The sequence below is a fragment of the Klebsiella sp. C349492 genome (assembly GCF_042055345.1).
GTDB classification, from domain to species: Bacteria; Pseudomonadota; Gammaproteobacteria; order Enterobacterales; family Enterobacteriaceae; genus Klebsiella; species Klebsiella scottii.
In genome coordinates, this window is the sequence record NZ_JANQCE010000002.1 from 1,027,898 (window position 1) to 1,042,690 (window position 14,793).

The following is a 14,793-nucleotide window of genomic DNA, read 5'->3' on the forward strand; positions in this document are numbered from 1 at the left end:
ATTAAGACTCCAGAGCAATCCAGATGGTTTTCAGTTCGGTGAATTTTTCCAGCGCATGCAGGGATTTATCGCGTCCGTTTCCGCTCTGCTTGTAGCCGCCAAAAGGTACGGTCATATCGCCATCGTTATAGTTGTTGACGAAGACCGAGCCGGCTTTCAGGCGGCGGCTCAGGCGGTGGGCGCGGGAGAGGTCGCGGGTCCATACCGCAGCGCCGAGGCCGTAGCTGCTGTCGTTGGCCAGCCGCAGCGCCTGTTCCTCGCTTTTAAAGCGGGTCACCACCAGCACCGGGCCGAAGATCTCTTCCCGGCTAATGGTCGAGGCGGGATCGACGTCGACAAAAATGGTCGGGCCAATGGCCGCCGGCCACGGGTTTTTGCGCCCGTCGAGCAGCAGGGTGCTTTTACTCTCCCCGGCGCGAATAAAGCTGTGAACGCTATCGGCGTGGGCGTTATCGATAAGCATGCCCATCGTGGTGTTCGGATCGAGCGGGTTGCCCGGCTGCCAGCGGCTTGCCTGCTCCTGCAGGCGGGCAAGAAACGCGTCGGCGATGCTGTCTTCGACCAGCAGACGGGTGCCGGCGATGCACACCTGGCCCTGGTTATAGAAGATGCCGCCGGCGGTGGCGTCCACCGCTTTCTGCAGGTCAGGGCAGTCGGCAAAGACGATATTGGCGCTTTTGCCGCCGGCCTCCAGCCACACGCGTTTCATATTGCTGTCGCCGGCATCTTTTAACAGCTGCTTGCCGGTGCGGGTCGAGCCGGTAAAGGTAATGACTTCTACATCCGGATGCAGGGAGAGGGCCTGGCCCGCCTCGTGGCCGTAGCCGCTGATGACGTTGAGTACGCCGTCCGGCAGCCCGGCCTCTTTCGCCAGCCCGGCAAGACGCAGCGCGCTGAGCGGTGATTTTTCTGACGGCTTAAGGATCAGGCTGTTGCCGGCCGCCAGCGCCGGGCCCAGCTTCCAGCAGGCCAGCAGCAGAGGGAAGTTCCACGGCACAACCGCGGCGACGACGCCAATTGGTTCGCGGACGATCAGCGCCAGCTCGTTCGTCCCGGTCGGGGCAACTTCGCCATAGACCTTATCGATAGCCTCGGCGTACCAGCGGATCGCCCGCGCCGCGCCGGGGATATCATCGCGCAGGCTGTGGCGGATCGGTTTGCCGGTGTCGAGGGTTTCCAGCAGCGCCAGCTCTTCGCGATGGGCTTCTATCAGGTCGGCGAATTTATGCAGCACCGCCTTACGCCGGGCCGGCGAGGCCTGGGACCAGTCGCCGCGATCGAAAACGTCGCGCGCTGCCTGAACGGCGCGATCGACATCGGCTTTTTTACCGCGCGCCACGTGGGCCAGCGTTTGCTGAGCGGCGGGGTCGATGGTTTCAAAGGTGCTATTATCGGCGGCGGCGCAATATTCCCCGTTAATAAATAGCCGGGTCTCCGGTTGCAGGCTATTTGCTTGTTCCTGCCAGTAGGTCAGATGCTGAAAATCCATATATAGACTCCATCATAATATAAGCGGGTAAGAGTATTCATAAAGTAATCGGATAATAATATTAGGTATTTTCAGACAGCGCGGGACGGATTGCGTCATACCTCAAGCCGAAGCCTTGAGATATAGGCGGTCCCCGGAGTCAGATACCGTTAAGCGCTATTTTATTTGCGCGTATTATTAAGGCCGGCGGAGAGTTATATTTCCGCGCTGCGCAAATAGATTATTTGCGTACTCTGCGCGCCGGCGGAAATATTTCAGCCGCCGGCGCGGGCCTGAAGAATACCTGAAACCAGCTCAGGCTAAAATTAGAACGTGGTGGGGGTATGGGCACTGATAATTCGGCAAATACCTGCCGAAGTGTTGCTGAAGCTGTGCGGTATGCCGGTATTAATGGCATAGCTTTGCCCGGCAACCAGGTGATACGACTGACCGTTAACAATCAGCACAACCTCACCTTCCAGTACGGTGCCTATTTCCTCACCCTGATGTTTGATCCTCTCCCCGGTCGTGGTTCCAGGCTGGTAAGTTTCAAAAATCATCGCCAGCGTACGGTTCGGATTTCCGTTGTGAACCAGCTTCATCGAAACGCCCTGACTGCCCATTTCAATAAGGTCATCCTGATTAATAACCACCTGCGGTTCATCAGGTTTTTCTGGTTCAGAAAAGAATTCCGAGAGCGACAGCCCATAGACTTTCAGCAGCTTTTGCAGCGTACTGATGGCAGGACTGACTTTATCCTGCTCTATGGTACTGATGGCACTATGTGTTAACCCAGACAGTTCGGCGGCACGACGTTGTGAGAGACCCAGCTGTTGGCGGATCGCTGACAGACGTTTCCCTGGCGCCAGTCCGTCATCGCTCATATTTGCATTTCCTTAACTGTAGTGGTCAGAGCCGCTGCTTTTCAGCAATGTGGTTCTGACAGGCGGTGATAAAACCTTCAAACAACATACGCGACAGGGCGTATTCGCTACTGTTCCATTCAGGATGCCACTGTACGCCCAGCGCGAAAGGGTGGTCGTTAACGCTGACCGCTTCCGCCAGCCCGTCCGAAGAGCGGGCCTCCACGCGCAGACGTGGGCCTAATGTTTTTGCTCCCTGCCCGTGTAGCGAGTTTACCCAAAACGTGTTGCAGCCCGGTATTAACTGAGAAAGTAATCCTCCTTCCTGAACCTGAACTTCGTGAGAGGGAGCGTACTGCTGCTCTACCGGAAGCTCGGGGTCTTCGCGATGTTCAAGCAGTTCCGGCTGCTCGAAAAGACGACGATACAGAGTCCCGCCGGTGGCGACAACCAGTTCCTGCAACCCACGGCAGATGGCGAAAATGGGGATGCGCCTTTCGAGTGCGGCGGCAATTAATGCCATGCTCAGAAGATCACGCCCGGGATCGGCGTCAGGCTCATCGCCGTTTTCACCATAAAGGTGCGGCTGGACGTTGCTGGGGCTGCCTGGCAGATAGATTCCGTCCAGTTTGGGTAACAGCGCGGCCAGCAGTTCCGGCTCGGCCAGCGCGTGCGGCAGGGCAATCGGCAGCCCACCGGCGTTAATAATCGCATTCAGGTACTTTTCTTGCATGGTCTGGGTCTGATGACCCTTGAGCCTGTTCCTGCACATCACGACGCCAATAACCGGTCTGTACATTATATTTTCCATGATCGCCCTCACAAAGTGGACTAAATTATGACCATTTAGGGTGTTAAAAGGCCATATCGTTCAATATTTTCTCAATCTAGCAGCGAGAATAGCCGTTTGCAAACTTAATTTAACATTTGACAAACATTTTGTTTGCATACACATTCGAATGGTGGACATTATATTTAACGGCAGCAGGCCGAAGTCCGAAACCAACACAACGGCGGTGAATGATGGAAACCAATATCGTAGAAGTTGAGAATTTTGTTCAGCAGTCAGAAGAGAGACGGGGCAGCGCATTTGCTTCTGAAGTAAAGCGCTACCTTGAACGTTACCCTGATACCCAGTACGTCGATGTGCTGTTAACCGACCTTAACGGCTGCTTCCGCGGCAAGCGCATCCCGGTTTCCAGCCTGAGTAAACTGGAGAAAGGCTGCTACTTCCCGGCTTCGGTTTTTGCGATGGACATTCTGGGTAACGTGGTTGAAGAGGCGGGTCTCGGCCAGGACATGGGCGAGCCGGACTGCACCTGCGTGCCGGTGCCGGGCACCTTAACGCCTTCCGCCGCCGATCCGCAATACATCGGCCAGGTGCTGCTGACTATGGTTGATGAAGATGGCGCTCCCTTTGACGTTGAGCCGCGGAACGTACTTAACCGTCTCTGGCAGCAGCTGCGCCAGCGCGGGCTGTTCCCCGTGGTAGCGGTAGAGCTGGAGTTCTATTTACTCGATCGCAAGCGTGATGCCGAAGGCTATCTCCAGCCGCCCTGCGCGCCGGGCACCGACGTGCGCAACACCCAAAGCCAGGTTTACTCCGTTGATAACCTCAACCACTTCGCCGACGTGCTGAATGATATCGACGAGCTGGCCCAGCTGCAGCTGATCCCCGCCGATGGCGCGGTAGCGGAAGCCTCGCCCGGACAGTTTGAAATCAACCTTTACCATACCGATAACGTGCTCGATGCCTGCGATGATGCGCTGGCGTTAAAACGCCTCGTGCGTTTAATGGCGGAGAAGCATAAGATGCACGCCACTTTTATGGCCAAGCCTTATGAAGAGCACGCCGGTAGCGGGATGCATATCCATATCAGCATGCAGAACAATAAGGGTGAAAACGTGCTGGCGGACGCGCAGGGCGAAGATTCCGCGCTGCTCAAGCGCGCGCTGGCCGGGATGATTGACCTGATGCCGGCGTCGATGGCGCTGCTGGCGCCGAACGTTAACTCGTACCGTCGCTTCCAGCCGGGAATGTATGTCCCGACCCAGGCATCGTGGGGACACAACAACCGCACCGTGGCGCTGCGCATTCCCTGCGGCGATCGCCATAACCACCGCGTCGAGTATCGGGTCGCGGGGGCGGATGCCAACCCGTATCTGGTGATGGCGGCAATCTTTGCCGGGATTTTACACGGGCTGGACAATACGCTGCCGCTTCAGGAAGAGGTGGAGGGCAACGGGCTCGAGCAGGAGGGGCTGCCGTTCCCGATTCGCCAAAGCGATGCGCTATGGGAATTTATGCAAAACGACTCCCTGAGAGAGCTGCTCGGCGAGCGCTTCTGCCACGTTTACCATGCCTGCAAGCATGATGAGCTGCTGCAGTTTGAGCGCCTGATCACCGAAACAGAGATTGAGTGGATGTTGAAAAACGCCTGATCGCCGCCCCGTAAGGGGGCAACGGGTGAGAACCATCGGTAGCATCATACGGCCTGAGCGGAGCCTGGCCGAATATTTTTGCTGGGGATCCAGCCGCTTCCCGGATGTCGCGTTAAGGAGCGCAGGCGACAACGGGGCTTCAGTTAACGACACAGTGTGTGACGAGGTAGGAGATGATGCAGATGTTCAAATATCCGCAGGGAGAAGGGGGCCATGAGGGCCGCTATGAATGTGAACCCGCCGCCGTTCGCCGGTACGTTTTACCCTGTTGTTTACGCTTAACCCCCTTGCTAAGCAGGTTTGTAACCCGGTCAGTGTACCCACAAACCTACGCGTGCATGGGGGGAAACGGTCATGGCTGCTAATACTTCTCTTAACATCTCATCCGAGGCGGGAAAGCCTCGGCTGCGCAAGTCGCTCAAGCTCTGGCAGGTGGTGATGATGGGCCTCGCCTATCTGACGCCGATGACGGTGTTTGATACCTTCGGCATTGTCTCCGGCATCAGCAACGGCCACGTGCCCGCCTCCTATTTACTGGCGCTGGCGGGGGTGCTGTTTACCGCCATCAGCTACGGTAAGCTGGTTCGTCAGTTCCCGGAAGCGGGGTCGGCGTATACCTACGCTCAGAAATCAATCAGCCCGCACGTCGGCTTTATGGTTGGCTGGTCGTCGCTGCTGGACTACCTGTTCTTGCCGATGATCAACGTCCTGCTGGCTAAGATTTATCTTTCCGCCCTGTTCCCTGAAGTCCCGCCGTGGGTGTGGGTGGTGTCGTTTGTGGCGATCCTCACCGCCGCGAACCTGAAGAGCGTGAGCCTGGTCGCCAACTTCAACACCCTGTTTGTGCTGGTGCAGATTTCGATCATGGTGGTCTTTATCGTGCTGGTGGTGCAGGGGCTGCATAAAGGTGAAGGGGTGGGGACCGTCTGGTCGCTGCAGCCGTTTATCAGCCAAAACGCTCATCTCATCCCGATCATCACCGGGGCGACTATCGTCTGCTTCTCGTTCCTCGGCTTTGACGCGGTGACCACGCTGTCGGAGGAGACCCCGGACGCCGCGCGGGTGATCCCGAAGGCGATTTTCCTCACCGCCATGTACGGCGGCATTATCTTTATCGCCGCCTCGTTCTTTATGCAGCTCTTTTTCCCCGATATCAGCCGCTTTAAGGACCCCGACGCGGCGCTGCCGGAGATCGCGCTCTACGTCGGCGGCAAGCTGTTCCAGTCGATTTTCCTCTGCACCACCTTCGTCAATACCCTGGCGTCGGGGCTGGCTTCGCACGCCAGCGTCTCGCGTCTGCTGTACGTGATGGGGCGCGACAACGTCTTCCCGGAGCGCGTTTTCGGCTATATCCACCCGAAATGGCGGACGCCGGCGCTGAACGTGATTATGGTGGGAATTGTCGCCCTGTCGGCGCTGTTCTTCGACCTGGTCACCGCCACGGCGCTGATCAACTTCGGCGCGCTGGTGGCCTTTACCTTTGTCAACCTGTCGGTGTTCAACCACTTCTGGCGGCGCAAGGGCTACAACAAAACCTGGAAGGATCGTTTCCACTATCTGCTGCTGCCGCTGATTGGCGCCGTGACGGTCGGCGTGCTGTGGGTGAATCTGGAGGCGACATCCCTGACGCTGGGCCTGGTGTGGGCCGCGGTCGGTCTGCTCTATCTGACCTGGCTGACCCGGCGCTTTCGTAAGCCGCCGCCGCAGTTTGACGGCGCCAGGGCGGAGCAGGCCTGGGAGTCGTAGCGCGCAGGTGGGAACTGAATAAAGAAAAGCAGGCAACATGCCTGCTTTTCTTTTGTCGCTATAGCGTCTCTATAGCAGACCGGGGGTTATTTTTTCTTCTTGTGAAAAGGCAGCTGGCTGGCGCGACGCTCCTTGACGTATGACACCAAACTGTAAAGCGCAACCCCCAGCAAAATGACCGCAGCGAGAAGGAGAATAATACCGGACATACACAATCCTGGGTCCTGGTTGAAAACGATGCACTCTATAAATACGCGGCTAAGATAGCATCGGGATATGTCTGAAATATGACTCTTTCATCGGTAAAACCTAACAAACGCGGCAGGAAAACCTGTTGTTTTGTCGGGCGGGGTAACACTCCGTTAAGTGATTTTACAGACGCGCGGCCTTCAGGCTGTTACTCTGCACGCGAGTTCGAATTGTCTGAGAATATTGAATGCGTAATAAACATGTCGTCAGCCTGCCAGGGCTGGCACTTATCCTGGTCTCGTTTGCTTCACAGGCGGAGTCCGAACGTCAGCAAACCCGGGAGCGGATCGTCGATCAGGTACTCAAACCCTGCGAAGGAAAGAAGGCCGGAGACAAAGTGGTGATGGTCGATCGTCGCGGCGGAGAGCATGAGGCTATCTGCACGCTGGCGGCGGTACCGCTGCCGGAGTAACGTCTACCGCCGCCGGGGAGATTAGAGATTTCCCGTGCCGCCATCCACCAGCAGCTCGGTTCCCACGACGTAGCTGGACTCGTCCGAGGCGAGGTACAGCGCGGCTTTCGCCAGCTCCTGCGGCGTGCCCATTCGCCCGAGCGGGACCAGGTTTTTGATCTCCTCCTGCAGGGCGCTCAGCGCCTGCGCGCTGAGGCCGAGCTTATCTAGCGCCGGCGTGCGCACCGGGCCCGGGCTCAGGCCGTTAACGCGAACGCCGCGCGGCAGCAGCTCCGCCGACAGGGTGCGGGCCAGCGACAGCAACCCGGCTTTGCTGGCGGCATAGGCGCTGCTGGTCGGCAGGCCGATATGGGCGCTCACCGAGCCGCAGAGAATCACCGAAGAGGGGTTCGCCAGCAGCGGCAGCAGGGCCTGAAGTAAAAAGAACGGCCCTTTGAGATTGGTATTCATCAACCGATCCCAGCTCTCTTCACTCCAGTCGCCAATATTCGCGTGGGTGACGTCGCCGGCGTTGATGAATACCGCATCAAGGCGCGGCCAGCGGCTGGCAAGAACGTGCGCGAGCCGACGCTGGTCTGCGGCATCGCCCGCATCGGCGGCGATAGCCCATCCTCGATCCCCCAATAGTTCCTGCGCCTGTTGAAGCGCCTCAGGGCTGCGGCCGGTTACCGCAACCTGCGCGCCCTCGGCGATAAATTCCTGCGCCGTAGCAAGGCCGATGCCGCTGGTTCCACCGGTAATTAAGGTCAATTTTCCTGCTAAACGTCCCATCGTTGTGCTCCCAATCGCTCACTGGAAATCCCACTATAAAAGCATTAGTATCCAAAAGGTACCAGGTACCAATTGGGTACTAACGAGGGGAGTGGTGTGCTATGGCGAAAACAGCGGCGCAGGCTGCGGAAAATAATTTTGTACCACCGGTTTGCCCGATGACCAGCTTCGTTAATCTGATTGCCGGGAAATGGGCGATCCCCGTGCTCTATCGTCTGATCGTGCTGAATACTCCGGTGCGCTTTGGCGAACTGCTGCGCGCAATCGCCCCCATTACGCAAAAAGAGCTGACCCGCCAGCTGCGGCTGTTTGAGCAGCGCGGGCTGGTGTCGCGCTGCGTCTATCCGGAGATCCCGCCGCGGGTTGAGTATCAGATAACCGAGCTCGGGCTATCGATGCGCGAGGCGCTGCAGCCGCTGGCGGAGTGGATGAACCACAACGGCCATCGGCTGAAGCGGTAAAAGAATGCCCGCTGCCTCAGTTTGCGCGCTGTTATCTGGCAAAATGTCATAAATTTGTCACAATCAGGGCGATGCTAATCACTGACTGAGGGTTAAGGGATGAGAAAAAGTCTACTCGCCGGCGCGATTGCCGCTGGCGTTTTGTTATCCGCGGGCGTCCAGGCACAGGAACAGGCGGCCCCGCAGGGCTACCAGCTCCAGCAGGTGCTGATCATGAGCCGCCACAACCTGCGCGCGCCGCTGGCGAATAACGGCAGCGTGCTGGAACAGTCAACGCCGAAATCATGGCCGGAGTGGGACGTCCCGGGCGGGCAACTGACCACCAAGGGCGGGGTGCTGGAAGTCTATATGGGGCACTATATGCGGGAGTGGCTGGCGCAGCAGGGGCTGGTGACCAGCGGCGAGTGTCCGCCGGACAACGCGGTGTACGCCTATGCCAACAGCCTGCAGCGCACCGTCGCGACCGCCCAGTTCTTTATTACCGGCGCCTTTCCCGGCTGCGGCGTAACCGTCCATCACCAGCCGCAAATGGGCACTATGGACCCGACCTTTAACCCGGTTATCACCGATGACTCCGCGGCGTTTGGCGAGAAAGCGGTGCAGGCAATGGAAAAAGAGCGGCAAAAAATGCAGCTCACCGACAGCTACAAGCTGCTTGAAGAGATGACCGACTATCGCAATTCGCCTTCCTGTAAAGAGAAGCAGCAGTGCTCGCTGAGCGACGGAAAAGACACCTTCAGCGCCAAATATCAGCAGGAGCCGGGCGTTTCCGGGCCGCTGAAGGTCGGTAACTCGTTGGTGGATGCGTTCACCCTGCAGTATTACGAAGGCTTCCCGCAGGACCAGGTGGCGTGGGGTGAAATCAAAACCGATAAGCAGTGGCAGGTGCTGTCGAAGCTGAAAAACGGCTATCAGGATAGCCTGTTTACCTCAACGGAAGTGGCGCGCAACGTCGCTAAGCCGCTGGTGAAGTATATCGACAAGGCGCTGGTGGGCGATGCGACGCAGGCGGCGAAAGTGACGCTGCTGGTGGGACATGATTCCAATATCGCCTCGCTGCTGACGGCGCTGGATTTTAAACCTTATCAGCTGCACGATCAGCACGAGCGCACGCCGATTGGCGGGAAAATTGTCTTCCAGCGCTGGCATGATAGCGGCGGCAACCGCGAGCTGATGAAGATCGAGTACGTCTATCAAAGCACCGCACAACTGCGTAATGCCGACGCGCTGACGCTGCAGTCGCCGCCGCAGCGGGTGACCCTGGCGCTGAGCGGATGTCCGGTGGACGCCAACGGCTTCTGCCCGATGGAGACCTTTAAAACGGTGATGAACCAGGCCGCAAAATAAACAAAAAACCCGGAGCAATCCGGGTTTTTTTATTCTGCCGCATCGTGGTTACACGTTTTTACGCTCGATGGTTTGCTCGCCCCAGAACAGCGAATCTTTATCCGTTTTCGCAAAGGCCAGCGGCAGCACTTCATCACTGCCTTCTTCCCAGATTTTTTCCGCTAACTTTTCATCGTATTTAGCCAGTTCGAAAATCGCTTCGGCGATCTCCACCGAGGTATTGCGTAAACTTGCCCACTCACCGACGTGGTGAGCTTTTGCTTCTTGAGTTGGCATGCAGATCCTCCTGCTGAGGGTTAACCCTGTAATTTAACCGCCAGGCCGGCGACATGTTCGCCCTGGTAGCGGGCGATCGCCAGCTCTTCCTCGCTCGGCTGGCGAGAACCGTCGCCGCCGGCGATGGTGGTTGCGCCATACGGCGTACCGCCGCGAACCACCGAGACATCAAATAATTCCTGAGCGCCGTAGCCAATCGGCACGATCACCATCCCGTGATGGGCGAGGGTGGTCCAGGTCGAGGTAATGGTCTGCTCCTGTCCACCGCCGGTGCCGGTAGAGCTGAATACGCTGGCCAGCTTGCCGTACAGCGCGCCGGATGCCCACAGGCCGCCCGTCTGATCGAGGAAGGTGCGCATCTGTCCGGACATGTTGCCGAAACGGGTCGGGGTACCAAAGATGATAGCGTCATACTCTGCCAGCTCCTGCGGCGTGGCGACGGGCGCATTTTGCGTTTTCCCGCCTGCTTTGGCGAATGCCTCAGCATGCATAGTTTCCGGCACGCGCTTCACCACCACTTCCACGCCGTCTACTCTGTTCGCCCCTTCGGCGACGGCATGAGCCATGGTTTCGATGTGTCCATACATTGAATAATAAAGCACCAGAATTTTAGCCATTTGCATCACTCCTCGGTTGCGTTATAGGCCAGCCAAACGACTGGCTATCTTTAAAGATAAGGCGTCTGGCGGAGAGTGCAAATCTAACAATCATTTATTTGATTTATAACAAAATTGCAAAGATTGCTTTTGTCGCAAAAAGATACATTTTCCGCTGCGCTGTTTTCGTCTGCCTTAAGAGAGGCTTAGCGCACGGCAGGGGCGGGAATATGTCTGCAAAGTCGAAAGCTGTTGCAGGATGTTACTATTTACGAGATGAATGAGTTTCGTTCGCTACGCTTAAAGGCACGCGATACGATAATGGTGATGCCATAGGCCGCAGACGCTGCGGCTGCGTATCGCGCGTAATGCAGTATGATGTCTAACCAAGTGGAGGTCAGTAATGGCAAACCATCGTGGCGGTTCCGGCAACTTCGCCGAGGATCGTGAAAGAGCATCAGAAGCAGGTCGTAAAGGTGGTCAGCACAGCGGGGGGAACTTTAAAAACGATCCCCAGCGCGCCTCTGATGCGGGCAAAAAAGGGGGCAAAAATAGTCACGGCAATCGTCATAGCTGATTCATCGCGGATGATGTTTGTCGACCGTTTATGATGCGGGGTTAATCTCCCCGGTACCCTCCGCATCGCCCTCGCCGCCGGCAGCTGCCGGCGGTTTTTTTATCGCCAACGGTTGCGCTCGCGGCCGGCTAATTGCACACTAGCTGGCTATCTATCGTTACCGGCCGCGCTATGTCTTCGTTCAAATTCTCCATTAAACCCCAGGAAGCGATCCTCATCGTGATCACCATGTTCTGGGGCGGTACCTTCCTTGCCGTGCAGTATGCCGTGACGCTCAGCGGGCCGTTCTTTTTTGTCGGCGTTCGTTTTGCGACCGCGGCGCTGGCGGTTGCCCTGCTATCGCTTCGCGTCCTGCGCGGGCTGACGTGGCTTGAGCTGAAGGCCGGCGTGGCGATCGGCGTATCCATTGCGCTGGGGTACAGCCTGCAAACCTGGGGCCTGCAGTCGATCTCCAGCAGCAAGTCGGCATTTATTACCGCCATGTACGTTCCGCTGGTGCCGCTGCTGCAGTGGCTGTGCCTCGGGAAAATGCCGGGAGTGATGTCCTGCCTGGGCGTGGTGCTGGCATTTACGGGCCTGATCCTGCTGGCCGGGCCGGAAAATAATCTGCTGGCGCTTGGCGTCGGCGAAGCGATCACCCTCGCCAGCGCGCTGGCGATCGCCGCGGAGATTATCTTAATCAGCGCCTGGGCCGGGAAGGTGGACGTCCGGCGGGTGACGGTGGTGCAGCTGGCAACCGCGTCGCTGGTGGCTTTTGCGGCGATGGTGCCGGCAGGGGAAGCGATTCCCCCGATGTCGCCGGGGCTGCTGGGCGTCGCGCTGGGGTTGGGTATTTTCAGCGCCATTATTCAGGTCACCATGAACTGGGCGCAGCGCAGCGTGTCGCCGACCAGAGCGACGCTTATTTATACCGGCGAGCCGGTGTGGGCGGGCATTTTTGGCCGCATTGCCGGCGAGCGCTTGCCGCTGCTGGCGCTGGTAGGCTGCGCCTTTATTCTGGCCGGCGTTCTGGTGAGCGAGCTGAAGCTGAAGCGAAAAAGGGCCTCCGATGTACAGGAGGCCCCGGCAGAGGTCAAGGCGCTGTCCGAGCTGGCGGAGCGTCCGGACCCGTAGTTCCGGTCGGCATGGCGCGACCGGGAAAGCCCGGTCTACACCGTGGCGTTAGGCTCTTCCGCTACCCGCGCGCGGCGGCTAAGCAGAGCGTGCAGGAGAATGGCGCCAAAGGTCGCGGTGCCGATCCCCCCCAGGGTGAAGCCGCCCAGCGAGAGGGCAAAATCACCGGCGCCGAGCACCAGCGTCACCGCCACCATAATCAGGTTCCCGTTCTGGCTCAGATCGACGCGGTTCTGCACCCAGATCCGCGCCCCGGCCACCGCAATCAAACCAAATACCACAATCGAGGCCCCGCCGATGACCGGCCCGGGAATGGTGTGGATCAGCGCGCCAAACTTGGGCGAAAACCCGAGCAGGACGGCAATCAGCGCGGCGGCAACGAACACCAGCGTCGAGTAGACTTTGGTTACCGCCATCACCCCGATATTCTCCGCATAGGTGGTCACGCCGCTTCCGCCGACGGCGCCGGAAAGCATCGTCGCCAACCCGTCGCCGACGAACGCCCGGCCCATATAGGGGTCCATATTGCGCCCGGTCATTCCGGCTACGGCCTTCAGATGGCCGAGGTTCTCAGCGACCAGAATCACCGCCACGGGCGCAATCAGCATCATCGCCTGACCGTTAAAGGTCGGGGAGGTGAAGTGGGGGAGACCAAACCACGCGGCCTGTTCCAGCAGAGAAAGATCGAGCGGCTTGCCCAGCCCGAGGCCGTTTGCCAGCAGCGCGTAGAGCACGCAGGCCACAATCAGGCCGACGAGGATCAGCAGCCGCTGGAGCATTCCGCTGGTGAAGACCGCCACGAGGCCGATGCACAGCACGGTCAGCACCGCCATCCAGCCGTCAAACGGCGTCGCTGAAACGCTGCGCACCGCAATCGGCGCGAGGTTCAGGCCAATCGCCATCACCACCGCGCCGGTGACCACCGGCGGCATCAGGCGTTCAATCCAGCGGGTGCCGGCTTTCATCACCACCAGGCCAATCAGGGTATAGAGCAGGCCGCAGACGATAATCCCGCCGAGGGCGACGTCCAGATGCGGGTTCAGCCCCTGGCCGTTAAAGCCGGTGACGGCGATGACCACCCCGACAAAGGCCGCGCTGGAGCCCAGATAGCTCGGCACCCGGCCGCCGGTCACCAGAAAGAACAGCAGGGTGCCAATGCCGGACATCAGGATCGACAGGTTGGGGTCGAGCCCCATCAGTATCGGCATCAGCACGGTGGCGCCGAACATCGCGACCGCGTGCTGCACGCCCATGACCACGGTTTGCCCGACGGAGAGGCGTTCATCGGGGGCCACCACGCCGGAAGCGGCGGAGGGCGAGGTCAACTGCCAGCGAGGAAAATCGAAAAGTGCCATGATGATATCCCGGGTTCAAGGTTAACAGGCTGGGCGCATAAGCGTGTGATAGCCGCGGTCGAACCACATCAGCCCGCGCGGCTGCGGATGCTTAACGATGGCGGCGACCTCGCAGAACAGAATGTCGTGGCTGCCGACGCTGACGACCTGGCTGATGCGGCAGTCGAAGCTCGCCAGGGCATCGTTCAGGCGCGGGCAGCCGGTGACGCCGGGCTGCCATTCGGCGGCGGCGAAGCGCTCCGCCATCGGCGTTTTACCGCCAAACAGATTGGACAACGGCTCCTGTCCCGCCGCCAGCGTGTTGACGCACAGCGTTTGATGCTGGCTAAAGGTCGGCCATACCGAGGCGGAGCGGTTCAGGCAAACCAGCAGCGTCGGCGGCTCGTCGGTCACGCTGCACACCGCGCTGGCGGTAAATCCGGCCCGGCCCGCCGGGCCGTCGGTGGTAATAATGTTCACCGCGGCGCCGACCTGGGCCATGGCGTCGCGAAAGCTTTGTTTATCCGCTATAGGCATGGAGGCTCCTTATGCCAGCCGGCAGGCATCGTCAAAGGAGAGGCGCGGCAGGCGATCGTAGAGCTTTGTTTCATCGCCATAGCCGATGTTAATCAACAGGTTGCTTTTCCAGCCGCTGTCGGCAAAGAAGGCCGCGTCGACCTTTTCCCGATCGAATCCCGACATCGGCCCGGTATCCAGACCGAGCGCGCGGCAGGCGAAAATCAGATAGGCCGCCTGCAGCGAGCTGTTGCGGAACGCGGTCTCCTCGGCGAGCTGGGGGCTGGAGGTAAACCAGCTGCGGGCGTCGCCGTGGGGAAACAGCTCCGGCAGGCGATCGTAAAAGGCGCTGTCCCACGCCACGATGGCGGTGACCGGCGCGCGGAGGGTTTTTTCCACGTTGCCGCTGGAGAGCGTCGGGCGCAGCTTCTCTTTGCCCTCCGGGGTGCGGACAAAAACGATCCGCGCCGGAGAGCAGTTGGCCGAGGTCGGGCCCATTTTCATCAGCGCGTAAATTTCCTCCAGCAGGCTGTCGGCTACCGGCTTATCCAGCCAGCCGCTGTGGGTCCTGGCGTGGCTGAACAGCGTTTCGCACGCGCTTTGGCTAATACTCTCACTCATA

General features: G+C 59.0%; 17 protein-coding genes. 7 read left to right on the plus strand and 10 right to left on the minus strand.

Features of this window, described 5'->3' with window-relative positions; translation table 11 throughout:
* Position 1: 1 nt before the first annotated feature.
* From puuC to puuD, 3 genes are all read right to left on the minus strand, one after another.
* On the minus strand, positions 2-1,489 hold the full coding sequence (gene puuC, locus NWP14_RS12510; protein ID WP_375215403.1) for an aldehyde dehydrogenase PuuC: 1,488 nt from the start codon (positions 1,487-1,489) through the stop codon (positions 2-4).
* A 305-nt stretch (positions 1,490-1,794) separates the two neighbouring features.
* Positions 1,795-2,352 (minus strand): HTH-type transcriptional regulator PuuR, encoded by a 558-nt coding sequence (gene puuR, locus NWP14_RS12515; protein WP_041144904.1) that lies wholly within the window; start codon positions 2,350-2,352, stop codon positions 1,795-1,797.
* 25 nt (positions 2,353-2,377) lie between these two features.
* Entirely contained in the window at positions 2,378-3,130 is a 753-nt protein-coding gene (gene puuD, locus NWP14_RS12520; protein ID WP_375215404.1) for a gamma-glutamyl-gamma-aminobutyrate hydrolase, read from the minus strand.
* Positions 3,131-3,354: 224 nt separating this feature from the next.
* Here puuD and NWP14_RS12525 point away from each other — a divergent pair, with 224 nt between their 5' ends.
* A complete protein-coding gene (locus tag NWP14_RS12525; protein WP_095096187.1) occupies positions 3,355-4,773 on the plus strand; it encodes a glutamine synthetase family protein in 1,419 nt (472 codons plus the stop codon).
* 354 nt (positions 4,774-5,127) lie between these two features.
* Positions 5,128-6,519 (plus strand): APC family permease, encoded by a 1,392-nt coding sequence (locus NWP14_RS12530; RefSeq protein ID WP_095096192.1) that lies wholly within the window; start codon positions 5,128-5,130, stop codon positions 6,517-6,519.
* Between the two features lie 86 nt (positions 6,520-6,605).
* Here the strand turns inward: NWP14_RS12530 and NWP14_RS12535 are convergent, their stop codons facing one another.
* Positions 6,606-6,728, minus strand: coding sequence for a small membrane protein (locus NWP14_RS12535; protein WP_095096195.1), 123 nt, complete (start codon positions 6,726-6,728; stop codon positions 6,606-6,608).
* A gap of 227 nt (positions 6,729-6,955) precedes the next feature.
* Between NWP14_RS12535 and NWP14_RS12540 the strand changes: the two genes are divergently transcribed.
* Positions 6,956-7,180 carry a hypothetical protein gene (locus tag NWP14_RS12540; RefSeq protein ID WP_095096198.1) on the plus strand — a complete coding sequence of 75 codons (225 nt, stop codon included), beginning with the start codon at positions 6,956-6,958 and terminating at the stop codon, positions 7,178-7,180.
* A gap of 21 nt (positions 7,181-7,201) precedes the next feature.
* Here NWP14_RS12540 and NWP14_RS12545 read toward each other — a convergent pair whose 3' ends face one another.
* Positions 7,202-7,951 carry an SDR family oxidoreductase gene (locus NWP14_RS12545; RefSeq protein ID WP_095096201.1) on the minus strand — a complete coding sequence of 250 codons (750 nt, stop codon included), beginning with the start codon at positions 7,949-7,951 and terminating at the stop codon, positions 7,202-7,204.
* A 101-nt stretch (positions 7,952-8,052) separates the two neighbouring features.
* Between NWP14_RS12545 and NWP14_RS12550 the strand changes: the two genes are divergently transcribed.
* Both NWP14_RS12550 and agp read left to right on the plus strand, forming a co-directional pair.
* Entirely contained in the window at positions 8,053-8,412 is a 360-nt protein-coding gene (locus tag NWP14_RS12550) for a helix-turn-helix domain-containing protein (RefSeq protein ID WP_095096204.1), read from the plus strand.
* Between the two features lie 99 nt (positions 8,413-8,511).
* A complete protein-coding gene (gene agp, locus NWP14_RS12555; RefSeq protein ID WP_095096207.1) occupies positions 8,512-9,759 on the plus strand; it encodes a bifunctional glucose-1-phosphatase/inositol phosphatase in 1,248 nt (415 codons plus the stop codon).
* 48 nt (positions 9,760-9,807) lie between these two features.
* Here agp and NWP14_RS12560 read toward each other — a convergent pair whose 3' ends face one another.
* Together NWP14_RS12560 and wrbA are read right to left on the minus strand one after the other, a co-directional pair.
* On the minus strand, positions 9,808-10,035 hold the full coding sequence (locus NWP14_RS12560; protein WP_095096210.1) for a YccJ family protein: 228 nt from the start codon (positions 10,033-10,035) through the stop codon (positions 9,808-9,810).
* Positions 10,036-10,055: 20 nt separating this feature from the next.
* On the minus strand, positions 10,056-10,652 hold the full coding sequence (gene wrbA, locus NWP14_RS12565) for an NAD(P)H:quinone oxidoreductase (RefSeq protein WP_045854788.1): 597 nt from the start codon (positions 10,650-10,652) through the stop codon (positions 10,056-10,058).
* A gap of 382 nt (positions 10,653-11,034) precedes the next feature.
* On the opposite strand from wrbA, the gene NWP14_RS12570 reads away from it, so the two are divergent.
* The gene (locus tag NWP14_RS12570) at positions 11,035-11,208 is read left to right on the plus strand and encodes a general stress protein (protein WP_041144912.1); all 174 of its coding nucleotides are present in this window, start codon (positions 11,035-11,037) and stop codon (positions 11,206-11,208) included.
* A gap of 171 nt (positions 11,209-11,379) precedes the next feature.
* Positions 11,380-12,321, plus strand: a complete 942-nt coding sequence (locus NWP14_RS12575) for a DMT family transporter (RefSeq protein WP_095096216.1) — start codon at positions 11,380-11,382, stop codon at positions 12,319-12,321.
* A gap of 35 nt (positions 12,322-12,356) precedes the next feature.
* On the opposite strand, the gene rutG is transcribed toward NWP14_RS12575, so the two are convergent.
* Genes rutG through NWP14_RS12590 form a run of 3 tightly spaced genes read right to left on the minus strand, consistent with a single transcriptional unit; the run spans position 12,357 to position 14,792 of the window.
* A complete protein-coding gene (gene rutG, locus NWP14_RS12580; RefSeq protein ID WP_346431739.1) occupies positions 12,357-13,676 on the minus strand; it encodes a pyrimidine utilization transport protein G in 1,320 nt (439 codons plus the stop codon).
* A gap of 21 nt (positions 13,677-13,697) precedes the next feature.
* Entirely contained in the window at positions 13,698-14,192 is a 495-nt protein-coding gene (gene rutF, locus NWP14_RS12585) for an NADH-dependent FMN reductase RutF (protein ID WP_346431738.1), read from the minus strand.
* Between the two features lie 9 nt (positions 14,193-14,201).
* Complete coding sequence (locus NWP14_RS12590; protein ID WP_095096225.1) at positions 14,202-14,792, minus strand: malonic semialdehyde reductase; 591 nt, start codon at positions 14,790-14,792, stop codon at positions 14,202-14,204.
* Position 14,793 lies beyond the last annotated feature (1 nt).

Coding starts and splice junctions, on each gene's coding strand:
- puuC (WP_375215403.1), bottom strand. CDS start 1,489: ATGGATTTTCAGCATCTGACCTACTGGCAGGAACAAGCAAATAGCCTG.
- puuR (WP_041144904.1), bottom strand. CDS start 2,352: ATGAGCGATGACGGACTGGCGCCAGGGAAACGTCTGTCAGCGATCCGC.
- puuD (WP_375215404.1), bottom strand. CDS start 3,130: ATGTACAGACCGGTTATTGGCGTCGTGATGTGCAGGAACAGGCTCAAG.
- NWP14_RS12525 (WP_095096187.1), top strand. CDS start 3,355: ATGGAAACCAATATCGTAGAAGTTGAGAATTTTGTTCAGCAGTCAGAA.
- NWP14_RS12530 (WP_095096192.1), top strand. CDS start 5,128: ATGGCTGCTAATACTTCTCTTAACATCTCATCCGAGGCGGGAAAGCCT.
- NWP14_RS12535 (WP_095096195.1), bottom strand. CDS start 6,728: ATGTCCGGTATTATTCTCCTTCTCGCTGCGGTCATTTTGCTGGGGGTT.
- NWP14_RS12540 (WP_095096198.1), top strand. CDS start 6,956: ATGCGTAATAAACATGTCGTCAGCCTGCCAGGGCTGGCACTTATCCTG.
- NWP14_RS12545 (WP_095096201.1), bottom strand. CDS start 7,951: ATGGGACGTTTAGCAGGAAAATTGACCTTAATTACCGGTGGAACCAGC.
- NWP14_RS12550 (WP_095096204.1), top strand. CDS start 8,053: ATGGCGAAAACAGCGGCGCAGGCTGCGGAAAATAATTTTGTACCACCG.
- agp (WP_095096207.1), top strand. CDS start 8,512: ATGAGAAAAAGTCTACTCGCCGGCGCGATTGCCGCTGGCGTTTTGTTA.
- NWP14_RS12560 (WP_095096210.1), bottom strand. CDS start 10,035: ATGCCAACTCAAGAAGCAAAAGCTCACCACGTCGGTGAGTGGGCAAGT.
- wrbA (WP_045854788.1), bottom strand. CDS start 10,652: ATGGCTAAAATTCTGGTGCTTTATTATTCAATGTATGGACACATCGAA.
- NWP14_RS12570 (WP_041144912.1), top strand. CDS start 11,035: ATGGCAAACCATCGTGGCGGTTCCGGCAACTTCGCCGAGGATCGTGAA.
- NWP14_RS12575 (WP_095096216.1), top strand. CDS start 11,380: ATGTCTTCGTTCAAATTCTCCATTAAACCCCAGGAAGCGATCCTCATC.
- rutG (WP_346431739.1), bottom strand. CDS start 13,676: ATGGCACTTTTCGATTTTCCTCGCTGGCAGTTGACCTCGCCCTCCGCC.
- rutF (WP_346431738.1), bottom strand. CDS start 14,192: ATGCCTATAGCGGATAAACAAAGCTTTCGCGACGCCATGGCCCAGGTC.
- NWP14_RS12590 (WP_095096225.1), bottom strand. CDS start 14,792: ATGAGTGAGAGTATTAGCCAAAGCGCGTGCGAAACGCTGTTCAGCCAC.